Origin of the sequence: Streptomyces cellostaticus, assembly GCF_001513965.1 — a bacterium.
Taxonomy (GTDB): domain Bacteria; phylum Actinomycetota; class Actinomycetes; order Streptomycetales; family Streptomycetaceae; genus Streptomyces; species Streptomyces cellostaticus.
In genome coordinates this window covers 102840-124321 of the sequence record NZ_KQ948017.1, presented here as the reverse complement: position 1 = coordinate 124321, position 21482 = coordinate 102840, and the positions used below count along the sequence as shown (strand labels likewise).

At 68.8% G+C, this 21482-nt stretch carries 19 protein-coding genes and 2 pseudogenes; 10 read left to right on the top strand and 11 right to left on the bottom strand.

The window, feature by feature from the left end:
• Positions 1-24: 24 nt before the first annotated feature.
• From AQI88_RS07770 to AQI88_RS07745, 6 genes are read right to left on the bottom strand one after another with little or no spacing between them, the layout of a single operon-like run.
• On the bottom strand, positions 25-894 hold the full coding sequence (locus AQI88_RS07770) for an acyl-ACP desaturase (RefSeq protein WP_066994046.1): 870 nt from the start codon (positions 892-894) through the stop codon (positions 25-27).
• A complete protein-coding gene (locus AQI88_RS07765) occupies positions 891-1760 on the bottom strand; it encodes an SAM-dependent methyltransferase (protein WP_066994043.1) in 870 nt (289 codons plus the stop codon). The genes AQI88_RS07770 and AQI88_RS07765 overlap by 4 nt, the downstream gene beginning before the upstream one ends.
• Positions 1757-2032, bottom strand: coding sequence for an acyl carrier protein (locus tag AQI88_RS07760; protein ID WP_066994040.1), 276 nt, complete (start codon positions 2030-2032; stop codon positions 1757-1759). The genes AQI88_RS07765 and AQI88_RS07760 overlap by 4 nt, the downstream gene beginning before the upstream one ends.
• On the bottom strand, positions 2029-2559 hold the full coding sequence (locus AQI88_RS07755; protein ID WP_066994037.1) for a PaaI family thioesterase: 531 nt from the start codon (positions 2557-2559) through the stop codon (positions 2029-2031). The genes AQI88_RS07760 and AQI88_RS07755 overlap by 4 nt, the downstream gene beginning before the upstream one ends.
• Positions 2556-3422: a ferritin-like domain-containing protein gene (locus AQI88_RS07750; protein ID WP_079057450.1), complete on the bottom strand. Its 867-nt coding sequence runs from the start codon at positions 3420-3422 to the stop codon at positions 2556-2558. The genes AQI88_RS07755 and AQI88_RS07750 overlap by 4 nt, the downstream gene beginning before the upstream one ends.
• Positions 3419-5119, bottom strand: coding sequence for an AMP-binding protein (locus AQI88_RS07745; protein ID WP_066994035.1), 1701 nt, complete (start codon positions 5117-5119; stop codon positions 3419-3421). Before AQI88_RS07745 ends, AQI88_RS07750 begins: the two co-directional genes overlap by 4 nt.
• Before the next feature lie 308 nt (positions 5120-5427).
• Here AQI88_RS07745 and AQI88_RS07740 point away from each other — a divergent pair, with 308 nt between their 5' ends.
• Complete coding sequence (locus AQI88_RS07740; RefSeq protein WP_066994032.1) at positions 5428-5901, top strand: carboxymuconolactone decarboxylase family protein; 474 nt, start codon at positions 5428-5430, stop codon at positions 5899-5901.
• Between the two features lie 50 nt (positions 5902-5951).
• On the opposite strand, the gene AQI88_RS46555 is transcribed toward AQI88_RS07740, so the two are convergent.
• Positions 5952-6107, bottom strand: a complete 156-nt coding sequence (locus tag AQI88_RS46555) for a DUF6131 family protein (RefSeq protein WP_167357449.1) — start codon at positions 6105-6107, stop codon at positions 5952-5954.
• Positions 6108-6310: 203 nt separating this feature from the next.
• Positions 6311-7171 carry an aquaporin gene (locus tag AQI88_RS07735; RefSeq protein WP_079057449.1) on the bottom strand — a complete coding sequence of 287 codons (861 nt, stop codon included), beginning with the start codon at positions 7169-7171 and terminating at the stop codon, positions 6311-6313.
• A 270-nt stretch (positions 7172-7441) separates the two neighbouring features.
• On the opposite strand from AQI88_RS07735, the gene AQI88_RS07730 reads away from it, so the two are divergent.
• The 9 genes and pseudogenes from AQI88_RS07730 (at position 7442) to AQI88_RS07695 (ending at position 17358) form a co-directional block, all read left to right on the top strand.
• Entirely contained in the window at positions 7442-8194 is a 753-nt protein-coding gene (locus tag AQI88_RS07730; protein ID WP_066994029.1) for a DUF4097 family beta strand repeat-containing protein, read from the top strand.
• A 399-nt stretch (positions 8195-8593) separates the two neighbouring features.
• Positions 8594-9289 carry a class I SAM-dependent methyltransferase gene (locus AQI88_RS07725; protein ID WP_066994026.1) on the top strand — a complete coding sequence of 232 codons (696 nt, stop codon included), beginning with the start codon at positions 8594-8596 and terminating at the stop codon, positions 9287-9289.
• A gap of 701 nt (positions 9290-9990) precedes the next feature.
• Positions 9991-10431 carry a hypothetical protein gene (locus AQI88_RS07720; protein WP_066994023.1) on the top strand — a complete coding sequence of 147 codons (441 nt, stop codon included), beginning with the start codon at positions 9991-9993 and terminating at the stop codon, positions 10429-10431.
• A gap of 200 nt (positions 10432-10631) precedes the next feature.
• Positions 10632-11356 (top strand): annotated as a pseudogene (locus tag AQI88_RS07715) (TerC family protein).
• Positions 11357-11479: 123 nt separating this feature from the next.
• Positions 11480-11622 (top strand): annotated as a pseudogene (locus AQI88_RS47520) (LacI family transcriptional regulator); the annotation flags it as partial.
• Positions 11623-11810: 188 nt separating this feature from the next.
• The gene (locus AQI88_RS07710) at positions 11811-12590 is read left to right on the top strand and encodes an SDR family NAD(P)-dependent oxidoreductase (protein WP_066994020.1); all 780 of its coding nucleotides are present in this window, start codon (positions 11811-11813) and stop codon (positions 12588-12590) included.
• A gap of 173 nt (positions 12591-12763) precedes the next feature.
• A complete protein-coding gene (locus AQI88_RS07705) occupies positions 12764-15148 on the top strand; it encodes an ATP-binding cassette domain-containing protein (protein ID WP_066994017.1) in 2385 nt (794 codons plus the stop codon).
• Positions 15149-15363: 215 nt separating this feature from the next.
• Entirely contained in the window at positions 15364-16287 is a 924-nt protein-coding gene (locus AQI88_RS07700) for an aminoglycoside phosphotransferase family protein (RefSeq protein WP_066994014.1), read from the top strand.
• A 114-nt stretch (positions 16288-16401) separates the two neighbouring features.
• Positions 16402-17358, top strand: a complete 957-nt coding sequence (locus AQI88_RS07695; protein WP_066994012.1) for a hypothetical protein — start codon at positions 16402-16404, stop codon at positions 17356-17358.
• A gap of 24 nt (positions 17359-17382) precedes the next feature.
• On the opposite strand, the gene AQI88_RS07690 is transcribed toward AQI88_RS07695, so the two are convergent.
• From AQI88_RS07690 to AQI88_RS07680, 3 genes are all read right to left on the bottom strand, one after another.
• Positions 17383-20214, bottom strand: a complete 2832-nt coding sequence (locus tag AQI88_RS07690; protein WP_208615735.1) for a type 2 lanthipeptide synthetase LanM family protein — start codon at positions 20212-20214, stop codon at positions 17383-17385.
• A gap of 125 nt (positions 20215-20339) precedes the next feature.
• Entirely contained in the window at positions 20340-20540 is a 201-nt protein-coding gene (locus AQI88_RS07685) for a DUF6229 family protein (RefSeq protein WP_066994009.1), read from the bottom strand.
• Positions 20541-20669: 129 nt separating this feature from the next.
• On the bottom strand, positions 20670-21461 hold the full coding sequence (locus AQI88_RS07680; protein ID WP_066994006.1) for an SDR family NAD(P)-dependent oxidoreductase: 792 nt from the start codon (positions 21459-21461) through the stop codon (positions 20670-20672).
• Between the last annotated feature and the right edge of the window lie 21 nt (positions 21462-21482).

Sequence of the window (21482 nt, the reverse complement as noted above, 5' to 3'; positions counted from 1 at the left end):
AGGACCCTGTCCTGTAGTGGTTGGTCAGATCCCGCGGATCCGGTGTACGAACTCGGCCAGGTCGGCCGCCGAGGCCCTGCCGCTCGACGTGGCGAATCCGTTGACGAGCCGGACCAGCGCGTCGTACGCCTCGGTGTGGTCGTAGGACGTGGCGTCCGTGATCTTCAGTGACCACCGCCAGTATCCGTTCAGCGTGTCCGCGAGAGGCATGCGGAAGGTGGACAGCACGTCCTTGAGGTCCGGCACCGTCGCCGCGAGCCCGTGCCGTCTGATGTAGGCGTCGACGAGTTCGCTGTAGAAGGCGAAGTGCCGGGCCTCGTCCCTGGCCAGCCGGTGCAGCAGATCGCGCAGCACCGGTTCCTTCGCCACCGTTCTGAACCGCTGGTAGAACAGCTGGGTGGCCTTCTCCTGCACCAGCGTGTAGGTGAACGCCTGCACCGGGTTCTCGTACGGCAGGGCGAATTTCTTGCGGCCCTCCTCGGCCAGCTCCCGCATCAGCGTCTCGGGATCGCTGATGCCGGCCTCGACCTGGTACCTGGTCAGGACCGACGCGTGCCGTTCCTCCTCGTTCGCCCAGGAGATCAGGAACCGGAAGTACTCCCGGTTGAAACAGAACTCCTCGATCGCCAGGTCGGCGCCGGACACGGGGAAGGCGTCCAGGAAATAGGTGAGATACCCGGGGATGTGGTCCTCGACGAACGTGATGAACCGGACCACCGACCGGTCGGTGTCGGTGAGCTGCTCCGGCCGCAGCGTCGCCCAGGACAGCTCGTCGACCGACCACTGACGCGACGCGGCGCGACCGACCGCGGTCCGGGTCAGCTCGCGCATCTCCCCGGGGGCGATGGGCAGCCGTAAACGCTCCGCCTCTTCCTCGGGCAGGGTTTCGTTCACGGTGCCTCCGTCGGACCCATCCGGGATTTCAGCGCGCTCAGCGCGTAGTGCTTCGTGGTGTAGCCCCAGCCCGCGTTGGCCGTGCGGAGATACCGGATGAGCGGCTCGCTCATGCCCGGCGCGACCAGTTCGACCCGGTCGCGCGCGGCTTCGACCCGCCGTTCCCATTCCTCGATGGTGCGGTGGTAGTGCGCGGTGAGGTCCGTGAGATCGGTGAGGCTGAAGCCGGCCGATTCCACCGCCTCCACGAGCACCGAGAGCGGCACCATGTCGGCGAACCCGAAGATCCCCTCGGTGACGTGCTTGGTGCCCGGCCGCCGCGAGAACTCCTCGTAGGCCGCGTGGTCCTTGAAGCAGCTTTCCGACAGGTACATCGACCCGCCGGGCCGCAACAGCCCGTACACCTTGCGCAGCACCGCCGTGCGGTTCGGCATGTGCACGATCGAACCGAGCAGGGTGACCGCGTCGAACCGCCCGGCGACCTCGGCGTCGGTGAACGACCCGAGTTCCAGCGTGACCAGGCCGGCCACGCCCGCCTTCTCCGCCTGCGCCCGGATGTACTCGGCCTGCGGGCGTGACGGTGTGACCCCCGTGACGCGGCAGCCGTACTCCCGCGCCATGAACAGGGTCAGGCTGCCCCAGCCGCACCCGATGTCGAGCAGCCGCTCACCACCGGTGAGGCCGAGCTGCCGCGCCACGAAATGCAGCTTGTCCGTCTGCGCCTGGTCGAGGTCGGTGTGCTCGTCGGCATACAGCCCGGAGCTGTACTTGAGCCGCTGGTCGAGGTAGATGCCGAACAGTTCGGCCGGCAGCTCGTAGTGCCTGTTGGTGGCCTGATAGGCCTCTTGCGGGGTCAGGGAGGTCATGCCGTCGCCGGTTCCTCGCCGATGTACTTCTGCACCAGCGTGATCAGGTCGTCGACCGTCTCCGCGGCGAAGATGGCCTCGTCGTCGAACTCGGCGTCCCACCGCCGCTCCAGCTTGGACACCACCCTCAGAAGCTTCATCGAGTCGGCACCGGGCAATCCCTTGAGCACGTCGTGGAGATCGATGTCGGAGGGGGAGACCTCCAGCTCGGTGGCCAGACACTCGATGGTGCTCGCGGCGATCTCCTCGCGGCTTAACGGCTCGCTGGTCATGATTCTCCTGTCCCGTGGTCGAAGTAGTGCCGGACGCGGCCGAAGGCGGCATCGTCCAGTTCCATGAGGGCCTTGGCCTGCTCGGAGCGGATCGGCTGGTAGGTACCGGTGGCCATGACGTGCAACGCGTCGCCGGGCCCGGTGATCTCGGCTTCGGTGTGCAGCACCCCGTTGCCCCGGCCGCTGATCCGCGCGACGGTCAGATACGGCTCGCCCACCCGGAGCGGCAGCAGCATCTTGCTGCGCAGGGTCACGGAGAACGCGAGCAGACCGTGGACCAGCGCGAGAGTGTCGCCCATCACCTCGTCCACCAGCACGTTCACGATGCCGCCGTGCACGATCCCCGGGTAGGAGGCGTAGTTCTCCGAGAACGTCGTCTCGGCCGCGTAGTCCCCGTTCGGCAGCTGTTTCAGGCTCAGCTGGAGACCGATCGGATTGCGTGGCGAGCAGCCGAAGCAGTTGAAGGACGGCTCCGCGTGCCAGGGGAGTTCGATCGTCTCGCCGGCGGTGTCCGAAGCGGCGCTCACGCGGAGACCTTCTCCCGCGACGACTCCTCGGCGATGGCCCGCCGTACGTCGGACATCTTCGTGAGTTTGTAGCCGGTGAGCGCGGAGAAGTACTTGAACAACTGCTCGCAGCACTTGGCCCATTCACTGCCGTCTTCGTCCACCTCGGCGAAGTACGCGAACATCTCGTCGATGGTCTCGTGGTTCTGCAGCTCGGGCAGGCTCCCCTTGAACCGGCTGACCGGATGCCGGTACAGGTCGCGGGTGGTGCCCATGTAGATGTACAGGGTTTCCACCACCGACGCGCATTCCTCCGGCCGCGCCGCCAGCTGCTGCGCGGTGTAGTGCACGAACTCCCGTGCGTGCCGCGCCTCGTCGCCGCTGGCCTTCTTCAGGATCGCGGCGAGGACCGGCTCCTGCATGCTGCGGGCGACGCATTTGTACGCATGCGTGGCGAGGACCTCGCAGATGACGTTGGTGGCCAGGGTGGCGGCCCTGCTCACCCCCGGCGGGTACGCCTCGCGCATCGAGGCGATCGTGCCGTGGTCGATGCTGTGCCCGGCCAGTTGGAGCCAGGTCTGGAAGGCGATGTGGTGCTGGATCTCCTGGTAGCCCCAGATGGTCGCGAACTGCGAGAAGTCGTAGTCGTCGGAGAACTCGTTGAGCAGGCCGTGGGTCGCGGCGATGACGTTCGACTCGCCCACGATGGCGCCCTTGGCGAACACGATGTGCTCGGGCAGCACTTGATCGGCCCGGAACTCTTCCCACGGGATGTGGTGCAGCTCCCAGGTCGCATGCTGATAGCCGGCGAACACCCGGGCGCTGTGCATCCGGTCGTCCGCGAGGAGCGGGACGCCGGCCGCCGACTCCGTTTTGCTGTTCACACCCGTTCTCCCTGCTCTGAGCTTCCGGTGGTGGGGAACACCCGTGCGTCGAGATCGGTGGTGACGCGCCGCGCGGCCAGCACGCGCTGCCATTTGCCGCTCGTGGTGCGGGGGATCCAGCGGGGTTTGACCACGTAGACCTGTACCTGGGACAGATCCAGCTCGGCTGCCACCCGTCTGCGGACCTCCTGGTACACCGCGGCGGGATCGTCACCGGCCTCCACGATGACGCCGATCCGCTCGCCGCCGTCGGCATCGTTGTCAGAGAACGCGACACAGCGTCGGCGGTACACGCCCGGTACAGCGCGCGCGACCTTCTCGACGTCGTCGGGGAAGAAGTTCTGGCCGCGCACCACGATCATCTCCTTGCGCCGCCCGGTGACGTACAACTCGCCGTCGAGCAGGAAACCGAGATCGCCGGTGCGCAGCCAGCCGTTGTCGAACGCCGCCTTCGTCGCCTCGGGATCACGGAAGTACCCGGTGGTCACCGATGCGCCGGCGATCTGGATCTCCCCGAGCACACCGTCCGCGGCCACTGCCCCGTCCTCGCCGACGATCCGGAGGTCGATGCCGTGCACCGCGCGTCCGACGGAGACGACCGGTTTGGCCGCGGGCGCGCTCTCCGCCACGGCACGCGCGGTGCCGGTCCTGGCGAGTTCGTCGCGGTCCACGGCGCGGATCGTCGCGGTGTCACCAGGGCTGGGGTAACTGATCGACAGGGTCGCCTCGGCCATGCCGTACACCGGGTACATCACCGACGGGTCGACGCCGCTCGGCGCCAGCGCCTCGGTGAACCGCCGTACGGTGGCCGAGCTGACCGGTTCGGCGCCGTTGAACGCCAGCCGCCAGCTGGACAGGTCGAGCGCGGCGAGTTGCTCGGCCGGCACGTTGTCGAGCAGGTGGTCGTAGGAGAAGTTGGGTCCGGTGATCACCGTTCCGCGGTGTGCGGCGAAGTGTTCGAGCACCGCGCCCGGGCGGCGGAGGAAGGAGATCGGGGCGAAGACGTGGACGTCGGCGCCGTTGAGCCAGTGCGACTGCAGCCCGATCAGGCCCATGTCGTGGAAGGTCGGCACCCACTGGACGAACACGTCGTCCGGGCTGAAGGCACCCGACACCACGCAGGAGCGCAGGCCGGCCATGGTGGTCCGATGCGGCAGCATCACGCCCTTGGGCAGGCTGGTGCTGCCCGAGGTGAACTGGACGACGGCCAGCGAGTCGGGCTCCACGGCGGGCAGGGTCCGCAGGTCGCCGACGCCACCGGGCGAAGGGGTGGGTACGAGAGTCAAGTCGGCCCGTGCGGTGGCGAGTTCGCGGCCGAGTTCGTCGTACTCGGAGTCCAGTACGAGATGGCTCATGCCGGCGACGTCCGCGATCCGCGCAACACGGTGCGAGACCGCCCGCACATCACTGAAGCCGGCCTGGACCGGCAGCACGCTGATCGCCGCCCCGGCCCGCCAGAGCCCGAAGATCGTGGTGAAGAAACGGGCGGCGGTGGGCACCAGTACGCCCACGATGTCACCGGGCCGCACCCCGGCGCGCAGGAACTCGTGCGCGGCTGCGGCCGATGCCGAATCGAGGTCCGCCGCGGTGATGTCGTCGCCGGCGGTGGGAAATCTCGCGCGGGAATCCGGTGAGGCCTTTGCTAATCGTGCCAGGCTTTCCCCCAGGGTCTCCCCGTCCAGGAGAGCGGGTCGCATGCGGCGCTGCAAGATGATTCCCCTCGGTGGTCAGGTAAGGGCCAAGCCCTTTTCGACGGGTTATATCAAGTGGGAAGCAAAGACGCGGTGCGTATCGTGGATATCACGGATCGAATTTATTTCGCGTCGAAAGGTTTTAATAAATTAGTTACAGGCCTGGAGGCATGTCAACGGCCGCACTTGAACACCGGACACTCGCGCCGCCTGCCGTCTCCGTCACGTGGCGCACGTCACACTTGCTGCTGTCACACCCCTCCGGGCTGTTCCGTCAGAGGGGTGTAGCCAACAGCAACGGCATAGGAGTCACCATGGATGCTCGTCTGAACCTCTTCGGTAACCCGGTCGCAGGCAAGTTCCTGAAGCACCTCAACTCGGCGGCCAAGCCGATCTCGGACTCGACGTTGCCGGCCGCCACGCAGGAACTGGTGAAGATCCGCGCGAGCCAGATCAACGGCTGCGGCTTCTGTACCGACATGCACACCAAGGATGCCGCGCAGGCCGGGGAGACCTCGGTTCGCCTCAACCTGGTCGCGGCCTGGCGAGAGGCACAGGTCTTCAGTGACGCCGAGCGCGCTGCCCTGGAACTGACCGAACAGGGCACCCGCATCGCCGACGCGGCCGGCGGCGTCACGGACGAGGCGTGGGCCAATGCCGCCAAGCACTACGACGAGGACCAGCTCGCCGCCCTGGTCTCCCTCATCGCTCTCATCAACACCTACAACCGCTTGAACGTGATCGTCCAGCAGCCCGCCGGCGACTACCAGCCCGGCCAGTTCGGATAGGGGAAATCCCGCCAGGTCCCGCGTCGGTCCCGGCCGGGTCGCTCACCTGCTCACCAATAGTGACGGCGGCCGGCGACTGCGTGACCCATGGAGCCCAGGATCCAGAAGATCGCGCCGATCACCACCAGGATGACGCCGATGGTCCACAGGATGGATATGCCGGTCACGAATCCGACGATGAGCAGGATGATGCCGAGGGCGATCATGGTGCGCCTCCTGCTGAGGGAATGGTTCTTCCTTCCTGGTGCCCCGAAGTGGGACATATTCTCATTCGCTGTCCGGAAACCTTCGATGCGTTTCGGCCGCGCGGTGGCGCTTGGGGCATCGCAGGGGTGAGCCCCACGACGCGATGCCTGCTCACCGCGGTCACGGAAGCGGATGCCCGGCGTCGGCCGAGGGCACCGACTGATCAGGGGCCGGTCACAGGTGTCGTGCCGTCTCCCTCGCGGTGCGCGGGGCGCCCGTACAGCACCGCCACGGCGCCCAGCCCGAGTGCGGCCCCGATCAGCTGGGCCGCGATGAACGGGACGAGGGAGGCGGGGGCGATCCCGGCCGGGGTGTCGGTGAGGGCGCGGCCGATGGTCATCGCGGGGTTGGCGAAGGAGGTCGAGGAGGTGAACCAGTAGGCGGCTCCGATGTAGGAGGCCACGGCGATCGGCGCCAGCCGGGCACGGCCGGTGCGCTCCAGGCCGAGGACGAGCAGGATCAGCCCGGCGGTGGCGACGACCTCGCCCAGCCAGAGGTGGCCGGCAGACCGCTCGTGGGTGGAGAGCCTCACCAGCGGCCGCGCGAACATGGCGTCGGCCAGGATCGAGCCGCCGATCGCCCCGGCCACCTGCGCCGGTATGTACGCGGCGACCTCACGCAGGGTCGGTCCGGGGCCGTGGCGCCGGCCGGCGTACCAGGTGGAGAGGGTGACGGCGGGGTTGAGGTGCGCCCCGGACACCGGCCCCAGCAGCGCGATCAGCACGCCCAGACCGAACACCGCAGCGAGTGAGGCGGCCAGCAACTGCACACCGGCGTCGTGCGACAGCTGGGCGGCCTGGATCCCGGAGCCGACGGCCACCGCCACGAGCAGCCCCGTCCCGACCGCCTCGGCGGCGACGCGGCGGGCCAGGGAGCCGGTCGCACCGTGTGCAGCGCGGACGGTGCGCACAGGCCGGCCGGCGGCATCCGTGGGCGCACCCGCGTCCCGGGACCCTGGGATCAGCGGTCGCGCCACTGCTTCCGCTGCGGCGCCCGGCCCGGCGGGCGGCCCTTGATTCGTCATGACTGGCAGTCTGTGTGCGCCCCCAGCCTGAGGACAGTGGAGGAACACCCCATCTTGGCCGGGGGTTTCTCGTCGGTTGAACGGTGGTCGGCCGCCTTGATGCGAGGACGAATCGTTCAGGCCGGCCGTATCGGCTCCAGCTTGTTCGGTCCCAGTGACGATGGACGGGGCGCGGTTGCATGGCCCATCGGTGACTGATGAGGGGGTTCTCCCCCGTGTGAACGGACCGGTCAGCTGGATATCGTGCCAAGGCCATGCCAAGGATCTTCGATGCAGAGGAGCACCATGACCATCGACCGCCGCTTAGCCCTCTTGCCCGCAGCACTGAGCGTCGGTCTTTTGCTGACGGGTTGTTCCGACGCGGATGGCGGTCTGAAGAGCACCACCGCAGACACCACGGTCAAGGAGGCCGTCACTTCGATTGAGGTGACCGGCGCCCGGCGCGGCTCCATCGACATCAAGACCGGGAACGGACCGGGCGTCACCATCCACCGCACGATCCACTATCGCGACAGCGCCAGGCCCAAGCCCACCGAGCAGGTCAACGACGGGGTGCTCACCTTCACCAACGGCTGCGACAACTGCTACATCGACTACGAGCTCACAGTCCCCACCTCCGCCAAGGTCAAGCTGAGCAACAGCAGTGGCCGGATCACCGTGGCCGGCGTCGCGGCCGCCGATATCCAGACCAGCTCCGGCGACGTGCGCGCCGAGGAGATCTCCGGCCCGCTGAAGGTCGAGACGTCCTCGGGCAGCATCACCGGCTCGGGGCTCAGTGGTCCGAGCGCCGACGTCCGCTCCTCCTCGGGTACCGCCCACCTCGACTTCAGGAAGGCGCCCCGGTCGGTCACGACGGACACCGGATCCGGCAGCATGACGCTGAAGGTCCCCGGCGGCACGTACAAGGTCGCCGTGGCCACCACCTCGGGCAAGCGTGAGGTCAAGGTCCCCAACGATCCGTCCGCCACGGCCACCTTGACTGCCAAGGCATCCTCCGGAGATGTGGAAATCACCGCCGTTTAGTCAAGGCCAAGAGTCAATCTTGCGGTGGGCCTGGGTGAGCTGACGGATACGGCGTAGGGGGCGGACAGCGCCGCTGCTGCCAGATGCGCAGGGAAGGGGCGACCGTGGCGGGATCACCGGCAGGTGATCGACGGGGTGCCTGCCTGTGCGTCGGACGGCTCTGAAGCACCAGATTCCAAAGACATGCTTGGAATTGGAATCCCGTCCACCCGTACCTCAAGCATGTGCTTGGAATCGAGATCGAGGTGTCGGCCTGGACGGCGATGCAGCAGATGCTGTCCATGCCTGCCAAGTGGTTCAAGGAACCGACCGCAGAGGAGCAGCCTCCCGGGTACGCGGGGCCAACGCGTTGAACAGAACTGCGTGGTGAGCAGTGATGGCTCCTGCAAGGATGCCCCCATGACAGCCGAGACCGCGTATCACGGTGAAATGGGCAGGCAGTTCGCTCTTCAGGCCACCGGCAGTGCCTACAACGCCCACACCGACCGGCCCGCCATGCTCAGGCTTGCCGGTGACGTGAGCGGCCTACGTGTTCTGGATCTTGGATGCGGGGCCGGCCACTACGCCGCCGAACTGCTGAGTCTGAGGGCCGGGCAAGTGGTCGGCGTCGAGGGGAGCGAGACCCTGCTCCAGGCCGCGCAGGAGCGGCTCGCAGACAGAGCTGTCCTGCACCACCACGACCTGGAAGAACCGCTGGCCTTCCTGAAGGACCAGTCGTTCGACCTGGCTTTGATGGCCCTCGTCTACCACCACATCAACGCACGCGCGCAGCTACTCGCGGAGGTTCGGCGCGTTCTGCGGCCCGGCGGAACTCTCCTGGTCTCCACGACCCATCCCACCAGTGACTGGACCTACTTCGGCGGTTCCTACTTCGCCGATGAGCGTGTGGAACTTCCCTTCGGTGACGGGTTCGCCCTCAGCTACTGGCGGATGACGCTGGAAAAGTTCCTCGGCGAGCTCCTTGGTGCGGGGTTCGTGCTGGAAGAACTGGCGGAACCACGCGCCACGCAGCAGGCACGGCTGGTCGATCCCCGCCGATACGACAAGACACACAGGCAGCCCCACTTCCTGGCCGTCAAGCTCCGCCGCCCGTGACGAAACGCGGGCGTTTGGGCCTTCGGCCTCGCGCACCAGGCGACGCGGGCGGCCGATGCGCTTGGCCCGTCAGGCTGTTGCTCTTTTGCGTACCTGTTTCCGGCACTGGCATCTGAGAGGGAAACCTCGGATCGTGACGACTTCTCGGACGCTCTTACGGACTGCGGATCTTGACGACGTGGACAGGATCACTGACCTGCATACCCTGGCCCGCACGGCGTACTACCAGGCAGGTGGGCTGCCAGATGTGGAGCTCACTTCCCCCGAGGTGCGCTCCAGTCGGCGGGAGAGCTGGATGCGCGCCGTTCGATCCGACGACAGGACGCGTCACTGCGCGCGGGCGTACTGGAAGCATGGGAGCGCAACAGCCGAGGCCAAGCCTTCTACGCCCGGCACGGATGGGAGCCGGACGGACACCATCAGCCCGGTCCAGGTGGCGCGGACTACGTTCGTATGCGCCTCAGAGTGTCCGAGGGATAGCGGCGAACGCATCGGTGCCGCGGCTGCCGGTGACGAGAACGGTCATGGCGATGGTGCACCTTGGAGTCTGCTGTTACCTCTGTGTGCTGCAGGAAGTCTGAATTCTGCCGGTTCGGCCCACGAGTGGGTCTGGCCCCACCCACCCGTATGTCCAGGCCCATACCGCGCCACTCCCGCGCTTCGTAGTGTCGATAGCACGACGACACGGAAAGAAGAAGGACATGGCTACCACCAACCGCACCACGGCCGAGACGGCTTATCTCAACAACCCTGAGATCCAGGAAGCGTTCAGCAAGGTGAAGAGGCTCGCCGTGATCTACGGCGTATTCGACGCCATCGTCCTGGCCACGGTCATCGGGCTTTCGGTCGCCGGGCACAAGGAAGTCGGGTTCGTGTGGGGCCGTTCGTGCGCCGTGTTCGCGAGTGCCGTGGTGCTCTACTGGCTGACCGGCAACGCTTCACGGGGCGAGCGTTCGGCCTATGTGCGTATCCGTATCATCTCGACCGTCCTGCCGATCGCGATCGTCGGCGTCGACATGATCCCCGGTATCTGCCCGCCGTGGTTCGCCGTGATGCAGGCCGTGTGTGCCGTTCCCCTTGCCGTGGCTGGTTTCACCATCAACGGTTCCAAGCTGCGCGCTGCATTCCCCAAGAGCGCCTGAGAGATGGGTCCGGCCGGCCAAGGTGTGGTCAAGGCCGGTTGGGAGGACCTCGTTCGTGGCTGGGCCGGGCCGGATGCCAGGCCCGGCCTTTGGCGTGCCCGGTCACGAACGATGACGGATGGGCGGCTCGTCCGGCTCACCGGGTGAGTTTCCCCGCGGTACCTCAGAGGGGCACGCGGAGTTCGCGCAGTTGCAGGGGATTGGATAACCGGCGGCGACCCGTGGATTTCCTCATCGGCCGCAAACCCCACGACGTCTCGGTCAAGGAGGCCGGGGTCTGGACGGTCGTCCGGGTGGTTCTCGCCTGTCTGTTCGGACTCGGGCTGTTCTGGTACGGCGGTACGGGTCCGGCCGGCGAGTTCTTCGCCGGGTACATCACCGAGAAGTCGCTGAGCGTCGACAACCTCTTCGTCTTCGTCCTCATCATGTCCAAGTTCGCGGTGCCCTCGCAGTACCAGCAGCGGGTGCTGATGGTGGGAGTCCTCACCGCCCTCGTCCTGCGTGCCGCATTCATCGCGGCCGGTGCGGCGATCATCTCCACGTTCTCGTGGGTGTTCTACCTCTTCGGCGCCTTTCTGATCTGGACTGCCTGGAAGCTGATCGAGGATGCCCGCAAGGGGCAGCACGAGGAGGAGTACGAGGAAAGCAAGTTGCTGAAGGCCGTGGAGCGCCGCTTCGGCGTCGCGGACCGGTCATCGGCGGCCTGCTGAAGAAGCTGGTCCACCTCTCCTACGGCCTGTCGATCAGCCTCGGGTTCATCGGCGTCAAGCTGGTGCTGCACGCACTGCACGAGTCCGGTGTCCACGTCCCGGAGATCAGCATCCCCTTCTCGCTGGGGTTCATCGTCCTGGTCCTCGCGATCACCACCGTCACGAGCCTTCGCGCTTCGAAGGAACGAACGGCTGCCGCAGATTCAGTGCGGTGAACGGGTGGGCGCGCCGACCGTTGGCGTGCCCACCTGCGGGTGTCCCAGAGTGGGGAAGGGATAGCCCCCGGGCGTGATCCGACAGCGACGGCCTCGACGCCACCCGGTGCGATCTGGGTTCTCGAGCGCCGCCTGTCCGCGGTGCTGCACCACGACCTGCGCCAGGACGTGCGCCGCGCCTGCCAGACCATCATGCGGGCCGGCAAGGCACTGCCGGACGACGGTCCGCTCCTCCCTCGGCGATCCAGGCGGTCACACCGTTCTCCGCCCTCGGTCTCTACTTCGGCATGGTCCAGCGGCTGCCGACCCCCGACGGCTCCATCGCCGCCCGCAACTCCTCCCACGACCCGGCCGCCCTCATTGCCCCGGCCGCGGCGCACAGCCTGCGATGAGCCCCCAGAGGACACCCGGCCCTACAGGGATGGTTCGTCAACGTGCCGTCTACGCTTCGGGCATGAACTCGCAGGCTTACCTCTCCGAACTCTTCTCGCTGGACGGCCGTGTCGCCGTCGTGACCGGCGGCAGTTCCGGCATCGGCCGGGCCATCACCGGGGCACTGGCGCGCGCCGGGGCGCGTGTGGTGGTCGTGGCACGCAAGGAGGCGGAGCTGGCGGCCACGGTCGACGAGCTGACAGCCGAGGGCTGCCGGGCGGCCTGGGTCAGCGCCGACCTGAGCACCCGCGACGGCGTGCATGCGGCGGCCGAGGAGGCGGTCGGCTCATTCGGGGAGCCCGACATCCTCGTGAACTGCGCCGGGGTCAACCTGAGGCCGCCGATGAGCGAGTTGGGCGAGGACGTGTGGGACACCACCATGGCCCTGAACCTGGAGGCACCCTTCCTGTTGGGGCAGAGGTTCGGACCCGGCATGGCCGAGCGGGGCTTCGGCCGGATCATCCACATCACCTCCCAGCAGGCGCACCGGGCCTTTGTGCAGAGCGGTGTCTACGGCGTGTCCAAGGGGGCGCTGGAGTCGTTGGCCCGCTCCCAGGCCGAGGCATGGTCACCCCATGGCGTCACCTGCAACACCCTCGTGCCGGGCTTCGTGATGACGCCGCTCAACGCACGGCTGTCGTCCGACCCCGAGAAGGTGGCGGCGCTGGCCGCGCGCACGCTGATCGGGCGCAACGGGCTGGCCGAGGACTTCGCGGGCGCGGCCGTGTTCCTCGCCGGCCGCGCATCCGCCTACGTCACCGGACAGTCGATCTTCGTCGACGGCGGGTTCTCCGTCCACTGAGCCGCAGATGAGCGGATCGGTCAGGAATCGAGAAGCGCTGTCATCGAGCCGCCGCTAGCGTGACCGTCACGGACATGCGCCCGCCGTATTGTTCGAATCGGGTCAGACCGAGCCAGGCAATGCCGACGGAGACCGCACAGGTCTCCCGCCCGACAGATGGAGACACGATAAGCATGGCCACGAGGACGGACACGCAGTCGTCTGCGCTGCACGTTGCCGACAGCCACGATCTGATCCGCGTGCACGGCGCGCGCGAGAACAATCTCAAGGACGTCAGCATCGAGATCCCCAAGCGCAGGCTGACGGTGTTCACCGGCGTGTCCGGCTCGGGCAAGAGCTCGCTGGTGTTCGACACGATCGCCGCCGAGTCGCAGCGGCTGATCAACGAGACGTACAGCGCCTTCGTGCAGGGCTTCATGCCGACGCTGGCACGGCCCGAGGTCGACGTACTCGACGGGCTGACGACCGCGATCATCGTCGACCAGCAGCGGATGGGCGCCGACCCCCGCTCCACGGTCGGCACCGCCACCGACGCCCACGCGATGCTGCGCATCCTCTTCAGCCGGCTCGGGATGCCGCACATCGGCTCGCCTCAGGCGTTCTCCTTCAACGTCGCCTCGATCAGCGGAGCGGGTGCGGTCACCGTCGAGCGCGCCGGACAGACCGTGAAGGAGCGTCGCAGCTTCAGCATCACCGGCGGCATGTGTCCGCGCTGCGAAGGCCGGGGCACCGTCACCGATCTCGACCTCACCCAGCTCTACGACGACACCAAGTCGCTCGCCGAGGGCGCGATCACCGTCCCCGGCTACACGGGGGGTGGCTGGAACTCCCGGCTCTACAGCGAGTCCGGCTTCTTCGACCCGGACAAGCCGATCCGCAAGTTCACCAAGAAGGAGCTGCACGACTTCCTCCACCGCGAGCCGACCAGGATGAAGATCGCGGGCATCAACATGACCTACGAGGGACTGGTCCCGCGGATCCAGAAGTCGATGCTCTCCAAGGACAAGGAGGCGATGCAGCCGCACATCCGGACGTTCGTGGAGCGGGCGGTCACCTTCACCGTCTGCCCCGACTGCGACGGCACCCGGCTCAACGAGGGCGCCCGGTCGTCCAAGATCAAGGGGATCAGCATCGCCGACGCCTGTGCGATGCAGATCAGCGACCTGGCCGCCTGGGTCCGCGGCCTCGCCGAGCCGTCGGTCGCGCCGCTGCTCACCGCGCTGCAGCACACCCTCGACTCGTTCGTGGAGATCGGCCTCGGCTACCTCGCGCTCGAACGGCCGGCGGGCACGCTGTCGGGTGGCGAGGCGCAGCGCACCAAGATGATCCGCCACCTCGGCTCCTCGCTGACCGACGTCACCTACGTCTTCGACGAACCCACCATCGGCCTGCACCCCCATGACATCCAGCGGATGAACGACCTGCTGCTGCGGCTGCGCGACAAGGGCAACACGGTGCTCGTCGTGGAGCACAAGCCGGAGGTGATCGCGATCGCCGACCACGTGGTCGACCTCGGCCCCGGCGCCGGTACGGCGGGCGGCACCGTCTGCTTCGAGGGCACCGTCGAGGGGCTGCGGGCCGGCGGCACCATCACCGGCCGGCACCTCGACGACCGGGCCACTGCCAAGGAGACGGTGCGCAAGCCCACCGGCACGCTGGAGATCCGTGGCGCGACGGCGCACAACCTGCGTGACGTCGACGTCGACATCCCGCTCGGTGTGCTGACCGTCATCACCGGCGTCGCAGGCTCCGGCAAGAGCTCGCTCGTGCACGGGTCGATCCCCGCCGGCGCGGGTGTGGTGTCGGTCGACCAGGGCGCGATCCGAGGCTCGCGGCGCAGCAACCCGGCGACGTACTCCGGACTGCTCGACCCGATCCGCAAGGCGTTCGCGAAGGCCAACGGCGTGAAGCCGGCGCTGTTCAGCGCCAACTCCGAAGGCGCCTGCCCCACCTGCAACGGCGCCGGCGTCATCTACACCGACCTGGCGATGATGGCCGGCGTCGCCACGCCCTGCGAGGAGTGCGAGGGGAAGCGGTTCCAGGCATCGGTCCTCGACTACCACCTCGGTGGCCGCGACATCAGCGAGGTGCTCGCGATGCCGGTGGACGAGGCCGTGGAGTTCTTCGGCACCGGCGAGGCGCGCACGCCGGCCGCGCACAAGATCCTCGAACGCCTCGCCGACGTCGGGCTCGGCTACCTCACCCTCGGCCAGCCGCTCACCACGCTCTCCGGCGGCGAGCGGCAGCGGCTCAAGCTGGCCACCCACATGGGAGACAGGGGCGGCGTCTACGTCCTCGACGAGCCGACCACGGGCCTCCACCTCGCCGACGTCGCGCAGCTGCTCGGCCTGCTCGACCGACTCGTGGACTCCGGCAAGTCGGTCATCGTCGTAGAGCACCACCAAGCAGTCATGGCGCACGCCGACTGGATCATCGACCTCGGCCCCGGCGCCGGCCACGACGGCGGCCGGATCGTCTTCGAGGGCACACCCGCCGACCTCGTCGCCGCCCGCTCCACCCTCACCGGCGAGCACCTCGCGGCCTACGTCGGCACCTGACCGAGGCCCGCGCGGACACCGCGCGGCCGCGTGGATCCGGACCGGCGCTGACACGCCGGCCCGGCACGCTGGTCCTCGGGATTCACCAGCCGGGACAGCGTTCGGTGGAGTCGGCGACCGTCGGGGTGGGCAGACGGCACCCCATCGGGCCGCATCGGGCCCGGGGGCCTCAAATTCCGTTGCCGGCCGGAAACCGGTCGCCTACCGTCCCGATCATGCTGCCTCCGGTGGAAACGGACGAGGAGTGGGACGCGGTCGTCCCCGACGACACGGTGATGCGCCCCGGAGTGGAGGACCTCTGCACACGCCTGGGTCTCGCCGATGCCCCGCTGACTCGGTTCCCGGACGGGTCGCAGCCGGTCTACGCGGTGGGTGACGAGCACGTACTCAAGCTGTTCCCCGCAGCCGCCGCGCAGGAGGGCGTCGCCGAAGGGCGCGTCCTCGCCCACATTCAGGGGCGCCTGCCGGTACCGACACCGCAGGTGCGGGACGTCGGCGCCTACGAGAACGGCTGGCAGTACGTCCTGATGTCCCGCCTGCGTGGCGAGAACCTGGCCCGCGCCTGGGGCCGGGTGCCGCGCAGCCGTCGTGAGCGGCTCGTCACCGAAGTCGGTGAGACCCTGGCGGCGCTGCACTCCCTCAGCCCCGATCCCCTCGAAGACGTGCTCGGCCCCGGCGACTGGGGCGCCTTCCTGGACCGCCAGGGTGCCGGTGCCGTGGCACAGCAGCGCGCCCACGGACTGCCTGCCGCCTGGCTGGAGCAGATCCCGGACTTCCTCGCCTCGGCCCCGCTGCCGCGCGCCCCGCACCGTTCCCTGCTGCACACCGAGGTCATGCAGCAGCACTTCCTCGTCGACCCCGAGGGATGGCGCCTGACCGGGCTCTTCGACTTCGAACCGGCCATGATCGGCGACCGCGCGTACGATTTCGTGGGCGTCGGCCTGTTCGTCACGCGCGGCGAACCGGACCTGCTGGCCCGGCTCGCCGGGGCGTACGGCCACACCTTCGAGCCGTCCGAACTGCTCGCGTACACGTTGCTGCACGTGTACAGCAACCTCCCCTGGTACCTGAGGGAACTGGGCGTACCTGCCGAAGGAACGCTGTCTTCGCTCGCTCGGGCATGGTTCGGCACGGCCTGAGCCGCAGTTGCTCCTGTCTCGCGGTACGAGCAAGTAACCCCAGGTGAGACGTGTAATCCATAACGATCTTGGCTCAGGCCTTGTGTGATTCCTCGTCCCCTTTAGCCTCCGTCCATGGCATTTCTTTCCAGTCGCCGCAAAAGATCACGCCTTGCCCCGGAGCTCGACGACCAGGATCTGGGCAAGCTGCTGAAGTCCCTGCTGGCGACCACGAGGACGGGAACGATCGCGACGACGGACTTGTGCGTGGCGCAGATCTCCCGTCTTCTGGACCAGGACCCGGGTGACTGGGACCGCCGGGCGCACCGCATGGGCGTCCTCGCGGAATTCCTGGCCGGATCGCATCTGCCGCGCTCCTGGGCCACGCGTGAGCCGCGCAACGCGAGCGCACTCGTGCTGCACGCGTGGACGCAGCTGGCACGCGGCCGCTCCCAGGGAGGGCTGGAAGACACGGCCGACGTCGTCGACAGCTGTCTTCGGGCCGCCGAACTCGCCCCGGAAGACCCCACTGCCTGGGTGGTCGTCCTCGGGGCAGCACGCCTGGAACGCTGGGAGCAGCCGCAGGTGTTCGGCGTGTGGAACGAGGTGCTCGCGCGCGACCGCTGGAACCGCGAGGCCTACCTCAGCATGCTGGGCTATCTCACCCCCGAAGAAGCGGGGTCGCGCATCCAGGTCCTGGAGTTCGTGGACGCCCTGTGCGCTCGTATGCCCGCCAACATGCCCTGCGCGGCGACGGAACTCACCGCCCAGGTCTTCCAGTACCACTCCGTCCTCGGCCGGGGCGGCTTCGAAGCGCTGGTGGCTCGGAATCACTGGTCCCACGCGATGGCGGCCCAGGCCCTGGACCGCGTGGTCCACACCTGGGTGCAGCCGGGATTCCTCCGTCATGCCAAGGCCCTCGCCGACCTCAACGTCCTCGCCTACGCGCTGATGGCCGCCGACCGGCGCCACGAAGCCCGTTCGGTCTTCGAGGCACTCGGTGGCGTCGTCACCGCCTGGCCCTGGCAGACCGCCGGCGACCCTGTGAACGAGTTCGACCAGGCGCAGCGGAGAGCCGCCGCCGGCCAGTGATCTGCCGGCCGGCGGGCGCGGCGGTCAGTCGAGGAGGAGGGGATCGGGCAGACGGGCCGCGCGGTGCATGCGGAGCAAGGTGTGGACGACCCCTGACAGACCCGACATGAGGCTGGGGGAGAACGCCTCGCGGGCCAGCCCGCCGACCGGGCCGCGCTGCTCGAGGCTCGTGAGGATCTCACCGTCCAGGCCGCCGGGATCGCCGAAGTCCAAGGACGTGAGGAACTGCCAGAGGCCGAGGTCGCCGTGGCACAGCGTGTGACTCCAGCCGAAGCCCTCGGCCGCGCAGGCACGCGCGGCGCGGTGGGCCGTGTCGAGACGGGCGGGATCGCCGGTGCGCCGGTGGAGGTCGAGCATGCCGATGCCGATCCCCGCGCTGCCGTGGCACCAGCTGGTGAAGAAGTCCTCCTCGGCGCCGATGCGGACATCGAGCCAGTTGCCGTGCTCGGGTTGCCAGAGGGACTCCTGGTAGGCAAAGGCCAGTTCGGCCAACTGGTTCCAGTCGCGCCGTTCGGCCGCGGAACCCGCCTCGCTGAGGGCGAGCCGAGCCAGCGCCCAGCCGATGCCGGTCGTGCCATGCGCGAAGCCGCCGATGCCCTCGGGGTTGAGCCGGGTCGTCCAGCGGGCACCACGGGCATCGACCGTGGCACCCCCGGCCAGCCGGCGCCCGATGTGCGCGGCAGCGCCCAGCCAGCGGTCCTGCCCGGTCGCCGCCGCCAGATTGAGCAGCGGGACGATGCCGCCGGCCGCCCCGTTGAGGAGGTCCACCTCCACGTCGTCGTCGACCAGTGGGCCTTCGAGCAGCAGCGCCCTCCCGGCGGCCCGCTCGCGCAGCCAGTCCTCACCGAGCACCCGGTGCAGCGCCAGCCACGTCCACACCTGCGACGCGGCACCGCTGAACGCCCCGGCCGACGGCGTCGGTGTCCGGTCCTCGGTGCTGATCAGCACACGCAGCGCGCCCTCGAAGGCCTCGGCCACGCCGGGAACCTCGTCCGCCCGGCCGGCCCGCGCCTCGGCAACGTACTCGGCCAGCGTCAGCGCCACCCCGCCCTGCCCGGTGTAGAGATCGGCGGGCAGCACCCTGATCGACCACCCCGCAGGAGTGAAGACGGGGCTGATCCAGGTGACCGTACCGTCCTCGCCGCGCACCGCCCCGTCGCACAGCCGCCGCACCAGCTGCGCGGCCAGCGCGCGGCGGCGCCGCTCCCGGTCCCCGCCGTGCGGGTCGCGGGCGGCGGCCTGCACCCGCGCGGGCAGCGAACGCTCATTGAGGTACGCGCCCACCAGCGCGTCCTGGATCACCGACTCCTCCAGCGCGAAGTCGGCGGTGCGCCAGTCCTCGACCGTGTTCCGTACGGCGGTCGGGTCCACGGTGAAACCGGACATCGGTACGTCCCCGGCCAGGAGGTCCGCGATCTCGGCATCGATGGCCGCGCGGTCCGTCGGCGCGCCCGGCAGCACCTCGGCATTGCGCCGCAGGATGTCCCGGGCCCGCTCGACGGCCGCCGCCTCGTCGTGCAACGACGCGGGGTGCCACAGCATCCGGCCGATGTCGACGTATGCCTGCGTCGGCCGCAGGATCCGCCGGGCCCGGGCGCCTTCGAAGCGGGACAGCAGCCGGTACGGGTCGACGCCGGGCCGGCGCAGGTGCGCGGTCATCTCGCGGAAACCGGCCAGGATCCGGTCCCAGTACGCGCTCAGCACGGGGGTGGGGCTGGGGTGGTTGGCCGCGGTGGGCATCGTCACCAGGTCCACCTGGAAGCGGGCGGCCGCGGTGCCGCCGTCCGCGATCACCGGGCTCGGGATCAGCGGCTGCTGGCCGGGCAGTGCCCCCACACCGGAGATGTCCACCCCGCCGAGGGCGAAGCCGGTGCCGCGTACCGGCAGCAGCCCGGTGCGCAGCACCGTACGGCGGATGGCGGCTGCCGCCACGTCCACCGCGTCGCCCCGGCCGCTGGGCGGGAAGGGCGCCGGGGCGTCGAAGAGCGTCTCGGCGTCCACGATCACCGGTACCGGGCCCGTGGCGATCATGTTCTCGGCGTGCATGTCGGTGCCGCCGCAGAAGCGGAGGACGGCCAGCCAGTGCCCCATATTGCGGTAGAAGGCAGCCAGTTCGGTGTCGTCGGCGCAGTAGCGATGGTGGACGAATTCGGCCCAGCCGTAGCCCTCGCGCGCCAGTGTCCGCGGCACCCGGATGCGCTCGTCCGTCGCGGGGGCACCGGGGAAGTCCGCGAACAACTCGTCCAGCAGCGCGCCCAGAGCCACGTCGGCCTCCGACGGCCGTGGCTTGTACATGACGCGCGCGTCGGCGAAGTCGACCCGGCTGACCGTGAGACCGCCCCGATGGCTGTCACCGGCCCCGAACGCCACGGCACCCATCCGCCCCGCGGGTCCTGCGAGCAGCGGCCGCAGCAGTGCACGGTCCGCGGCGAGCCGTTCTGCGAAGGTGGTCGTCGCCGCCACCGACAACCGCGCCACCGATGCGATCCGCGCACCGACACTCGGATACCTGCCGGTCAGCTTGTCGAGATAGCCCTCCTCGCCCGCCAGCTCGATGAACGCGGCCCACGTCTGCGTGTCGGAGCCCGCCCCCGCACGCTCGGCGCCGGGCTCTGCACCCCCGGCCATGCGCAGCGCGTGCAGTTCGATCAGGAACAGGCGGGAGAGTTTGGCGTGCAGTGACCTGAGCAGCGCGGTGTGGCCGGCCTCCAGAACAGCGTCCCGTTCCTCCGGATGCAGAGCGTCGACGGCGGCCAGACGCCGGGCCAGCTCCTCCCGCCATGGACGGGCAAGGCTTCGTACCGGCCCTGCGAACCATTCCGACTCGCTCCCGCCCTCCGGCACCGAACCGCTCACCGTTCACCCTCCCGTTCGCCGCACGTTCGCGCCCTGCCGGGCGCACGGAGAAGGAGCGCGGTGGAACTGCGTGAGCAGCAGTCCACCGCGCTCAGGCCGTACGAACTTCAAGGCGCAACAGCGGATCAGCAGCACCAGCTGCCGTGCGACCCGCTCGGGCTGGAACAGAAGCCGTACAGGGAGTCGCTCGGGTCGGTGAGTGCGGCCTCGGCGGCGGTGCCGCCGACGTAGAGCGGCCCGGCGGGGTTGAGCCGGCCGTAGGCGCTCTCGGCCCCCGACAACCAGGCGTCGAGCACTGCGGTCGTGGGAGCACTGGGCTGAGACATCAGGTGCCTCCGAAGGCGGGAGTTTGGGGCGGATTGCCCAGCCCTGAGTATCGCGGCGTTCGAACGTCCGTCAGATGACTAATCTGGCCACAGTGAGATGCCCTGGTACGGGCGGCCGTCCCCGGCGGCTCAGCGACTCGACTCCTGCGCCGCCACGATCGCGTTCACGGTCTGGTCCGCCCCCGCCAGCCGTTGCACACGCTCGGCGAATCCCGGGAACTGCGACGCGATCCTGGTGAGGAACTTCAGCTCGGGCGGAGCCACGTTGATCTCGGCGACATCGCGCTCGATCGCCCGAATCACGCCCTTGACGACCCGCTCCGGCGCAACGGTGCGCACACCGCCCGGCGTCGGTGACCCCGTGTTCGCGAACATCCCCAGCTCGCGTACAAAGCCCGGCTGGACGATCGAGACACCCACGCCCGTGCCGTGCAGATCCTGGCGAAAGGCCAGCGAGAAGCCGCGCAGCCCGAACTTCGTCGCGGTGTACATGGACGACGACCTGGTGGCCGCCAGCCCCGACAGCGATCCGACGAAGCAGATGTGTCCGCGCCCGTCGGCCACCATGCCGGGAGCGAGCAACCGCGCGAGCATCGCCGGCGCGCGCAGGTTCACCGCGAGCGCCCGATCGATCTGGGCCGGCGTGTAGTCGAGCACGTCGCCGCTGGAGGGCAGGGCCGCGTTGGCGATGAGTATGTCCGTGCCGGCCGCTTCTTCGGCGAGGCGCTGCACATCGTCGGGGTCCGCGAGATCGGCCAGGATCGTGCGCGCACCGTAGCGTTCGGCGAGGGGCTCCAGTGCCTCGCGCCGTCGCCCGGTGAGGATGAGATCAGCACCGCGAGCGGACATTTCAGCAGCGATCGAGCCACCGATGCCGCCCGTGACTCCGGTAAGCAGAACAGTTGCCCCAGCAATGTGCACGACTACCCTCCAGTTCTGTTC

Bases quoted from the DNA above. Each gene is read 5' to 3' on its own strand.
- AQI88_RS07745 (WP_066994035.1), bottom strand. From the start codon at position 5,119: ATGCGACCCGCTCTCCTGGACGGGGAGACCCTGGGGGAAAGCCTGGCA.
- AQI88_RS07765 (WP_066994043.1), bottom strand. From the start codon at position 1,760: ATGACCTCCCTGACCCCGCAAGAGGCCTATCAGGCCACCAACAGGCAC.
- AQI88_RS07725 (WP_066994026.1), top strand. From the start codon at position 8,594: ATGACAGCCGAGACCGCGTATCACGGTGAAATGGGCAGGCAGTTCGCT.
- AQI88_RS07720 (WP_066994023.1), top strand. From the start codon at position 9,991: ATGGCTACCACCAACCGCACCACGGCCGAGACGGCTTATCTCAACAAC.
- AQI88_RS07705 (WP_066994017.1), top strand. From the start codon at position 12,764: ATGGCCACGAGGACGGACACGCAGTCGTCTGCGCTGCACGTTGCCGAC.
- AQI88_RS46555 (WP_167357449.1), bottom strand. From the start codon at position 6,107: ATGATCGCCCTCGGCATCATCCTGCTCATCGTCGGATTCGTGACCGGC.
- AQI88_RS07760 (WP_066994040.1), bottom strand. From the start codon at position 2,032: ATGACCAGCGAGCCGTTAAGCCGCGAGGAGATCGCCGCGAGCACCATC.
- AQI88_RS07700 (WP_066994014.1), top strand. From the start codon at position 15,364: ATGCTGCCTCCGGTGGAAACGGACGAGGAGTGGGACGCGGTCGTCCCC.
- AQI88_RS07735 (WP_079057449.1), bottom strand. From the start codon at position 7,171: ATGACGAATCAAGGGCCGCCCGCCGGGCCGGGCGCCGCAGCGGAAGCA.
- AQI88_RS07710 (WP_066994020.1), top strand. From the start codon at position 11,811: ATGAACTCGCAGGCTTACCTCTCCGAACTCTTCTCGCTGGACGGCCGT.
- AQI88_RS07695 (WP_066994012.1), top strand. From the start codon at position 16,402: ATGGCATTTCTTTCCAGTCGCCGCAAAAGATCACGCCTTGCCCCGGAG.
- AQI88_RS07730 (WP_066994029.1), top strand. From the start codon at position 7,442: ATGCAGAGGAGCACCATGACCATCGACCGCCGCTTAGCCCTCTTGCCC.
- AQI88_RS07685 (WP_066994009.1), bottom strand. From the start codon at position 20,540: ATGTCTCAGCCCAGTGCTCCCACGACCGCAGTGCTCGACGCCTGGTTG.
- AQI88_RS07740 (WP_066994032.1), top strand. From the start codon at position 5,428: ATGGATGCTCGTCTGAACCTCTTCGGTAACCCGGTCGCAGGCAAGTTC.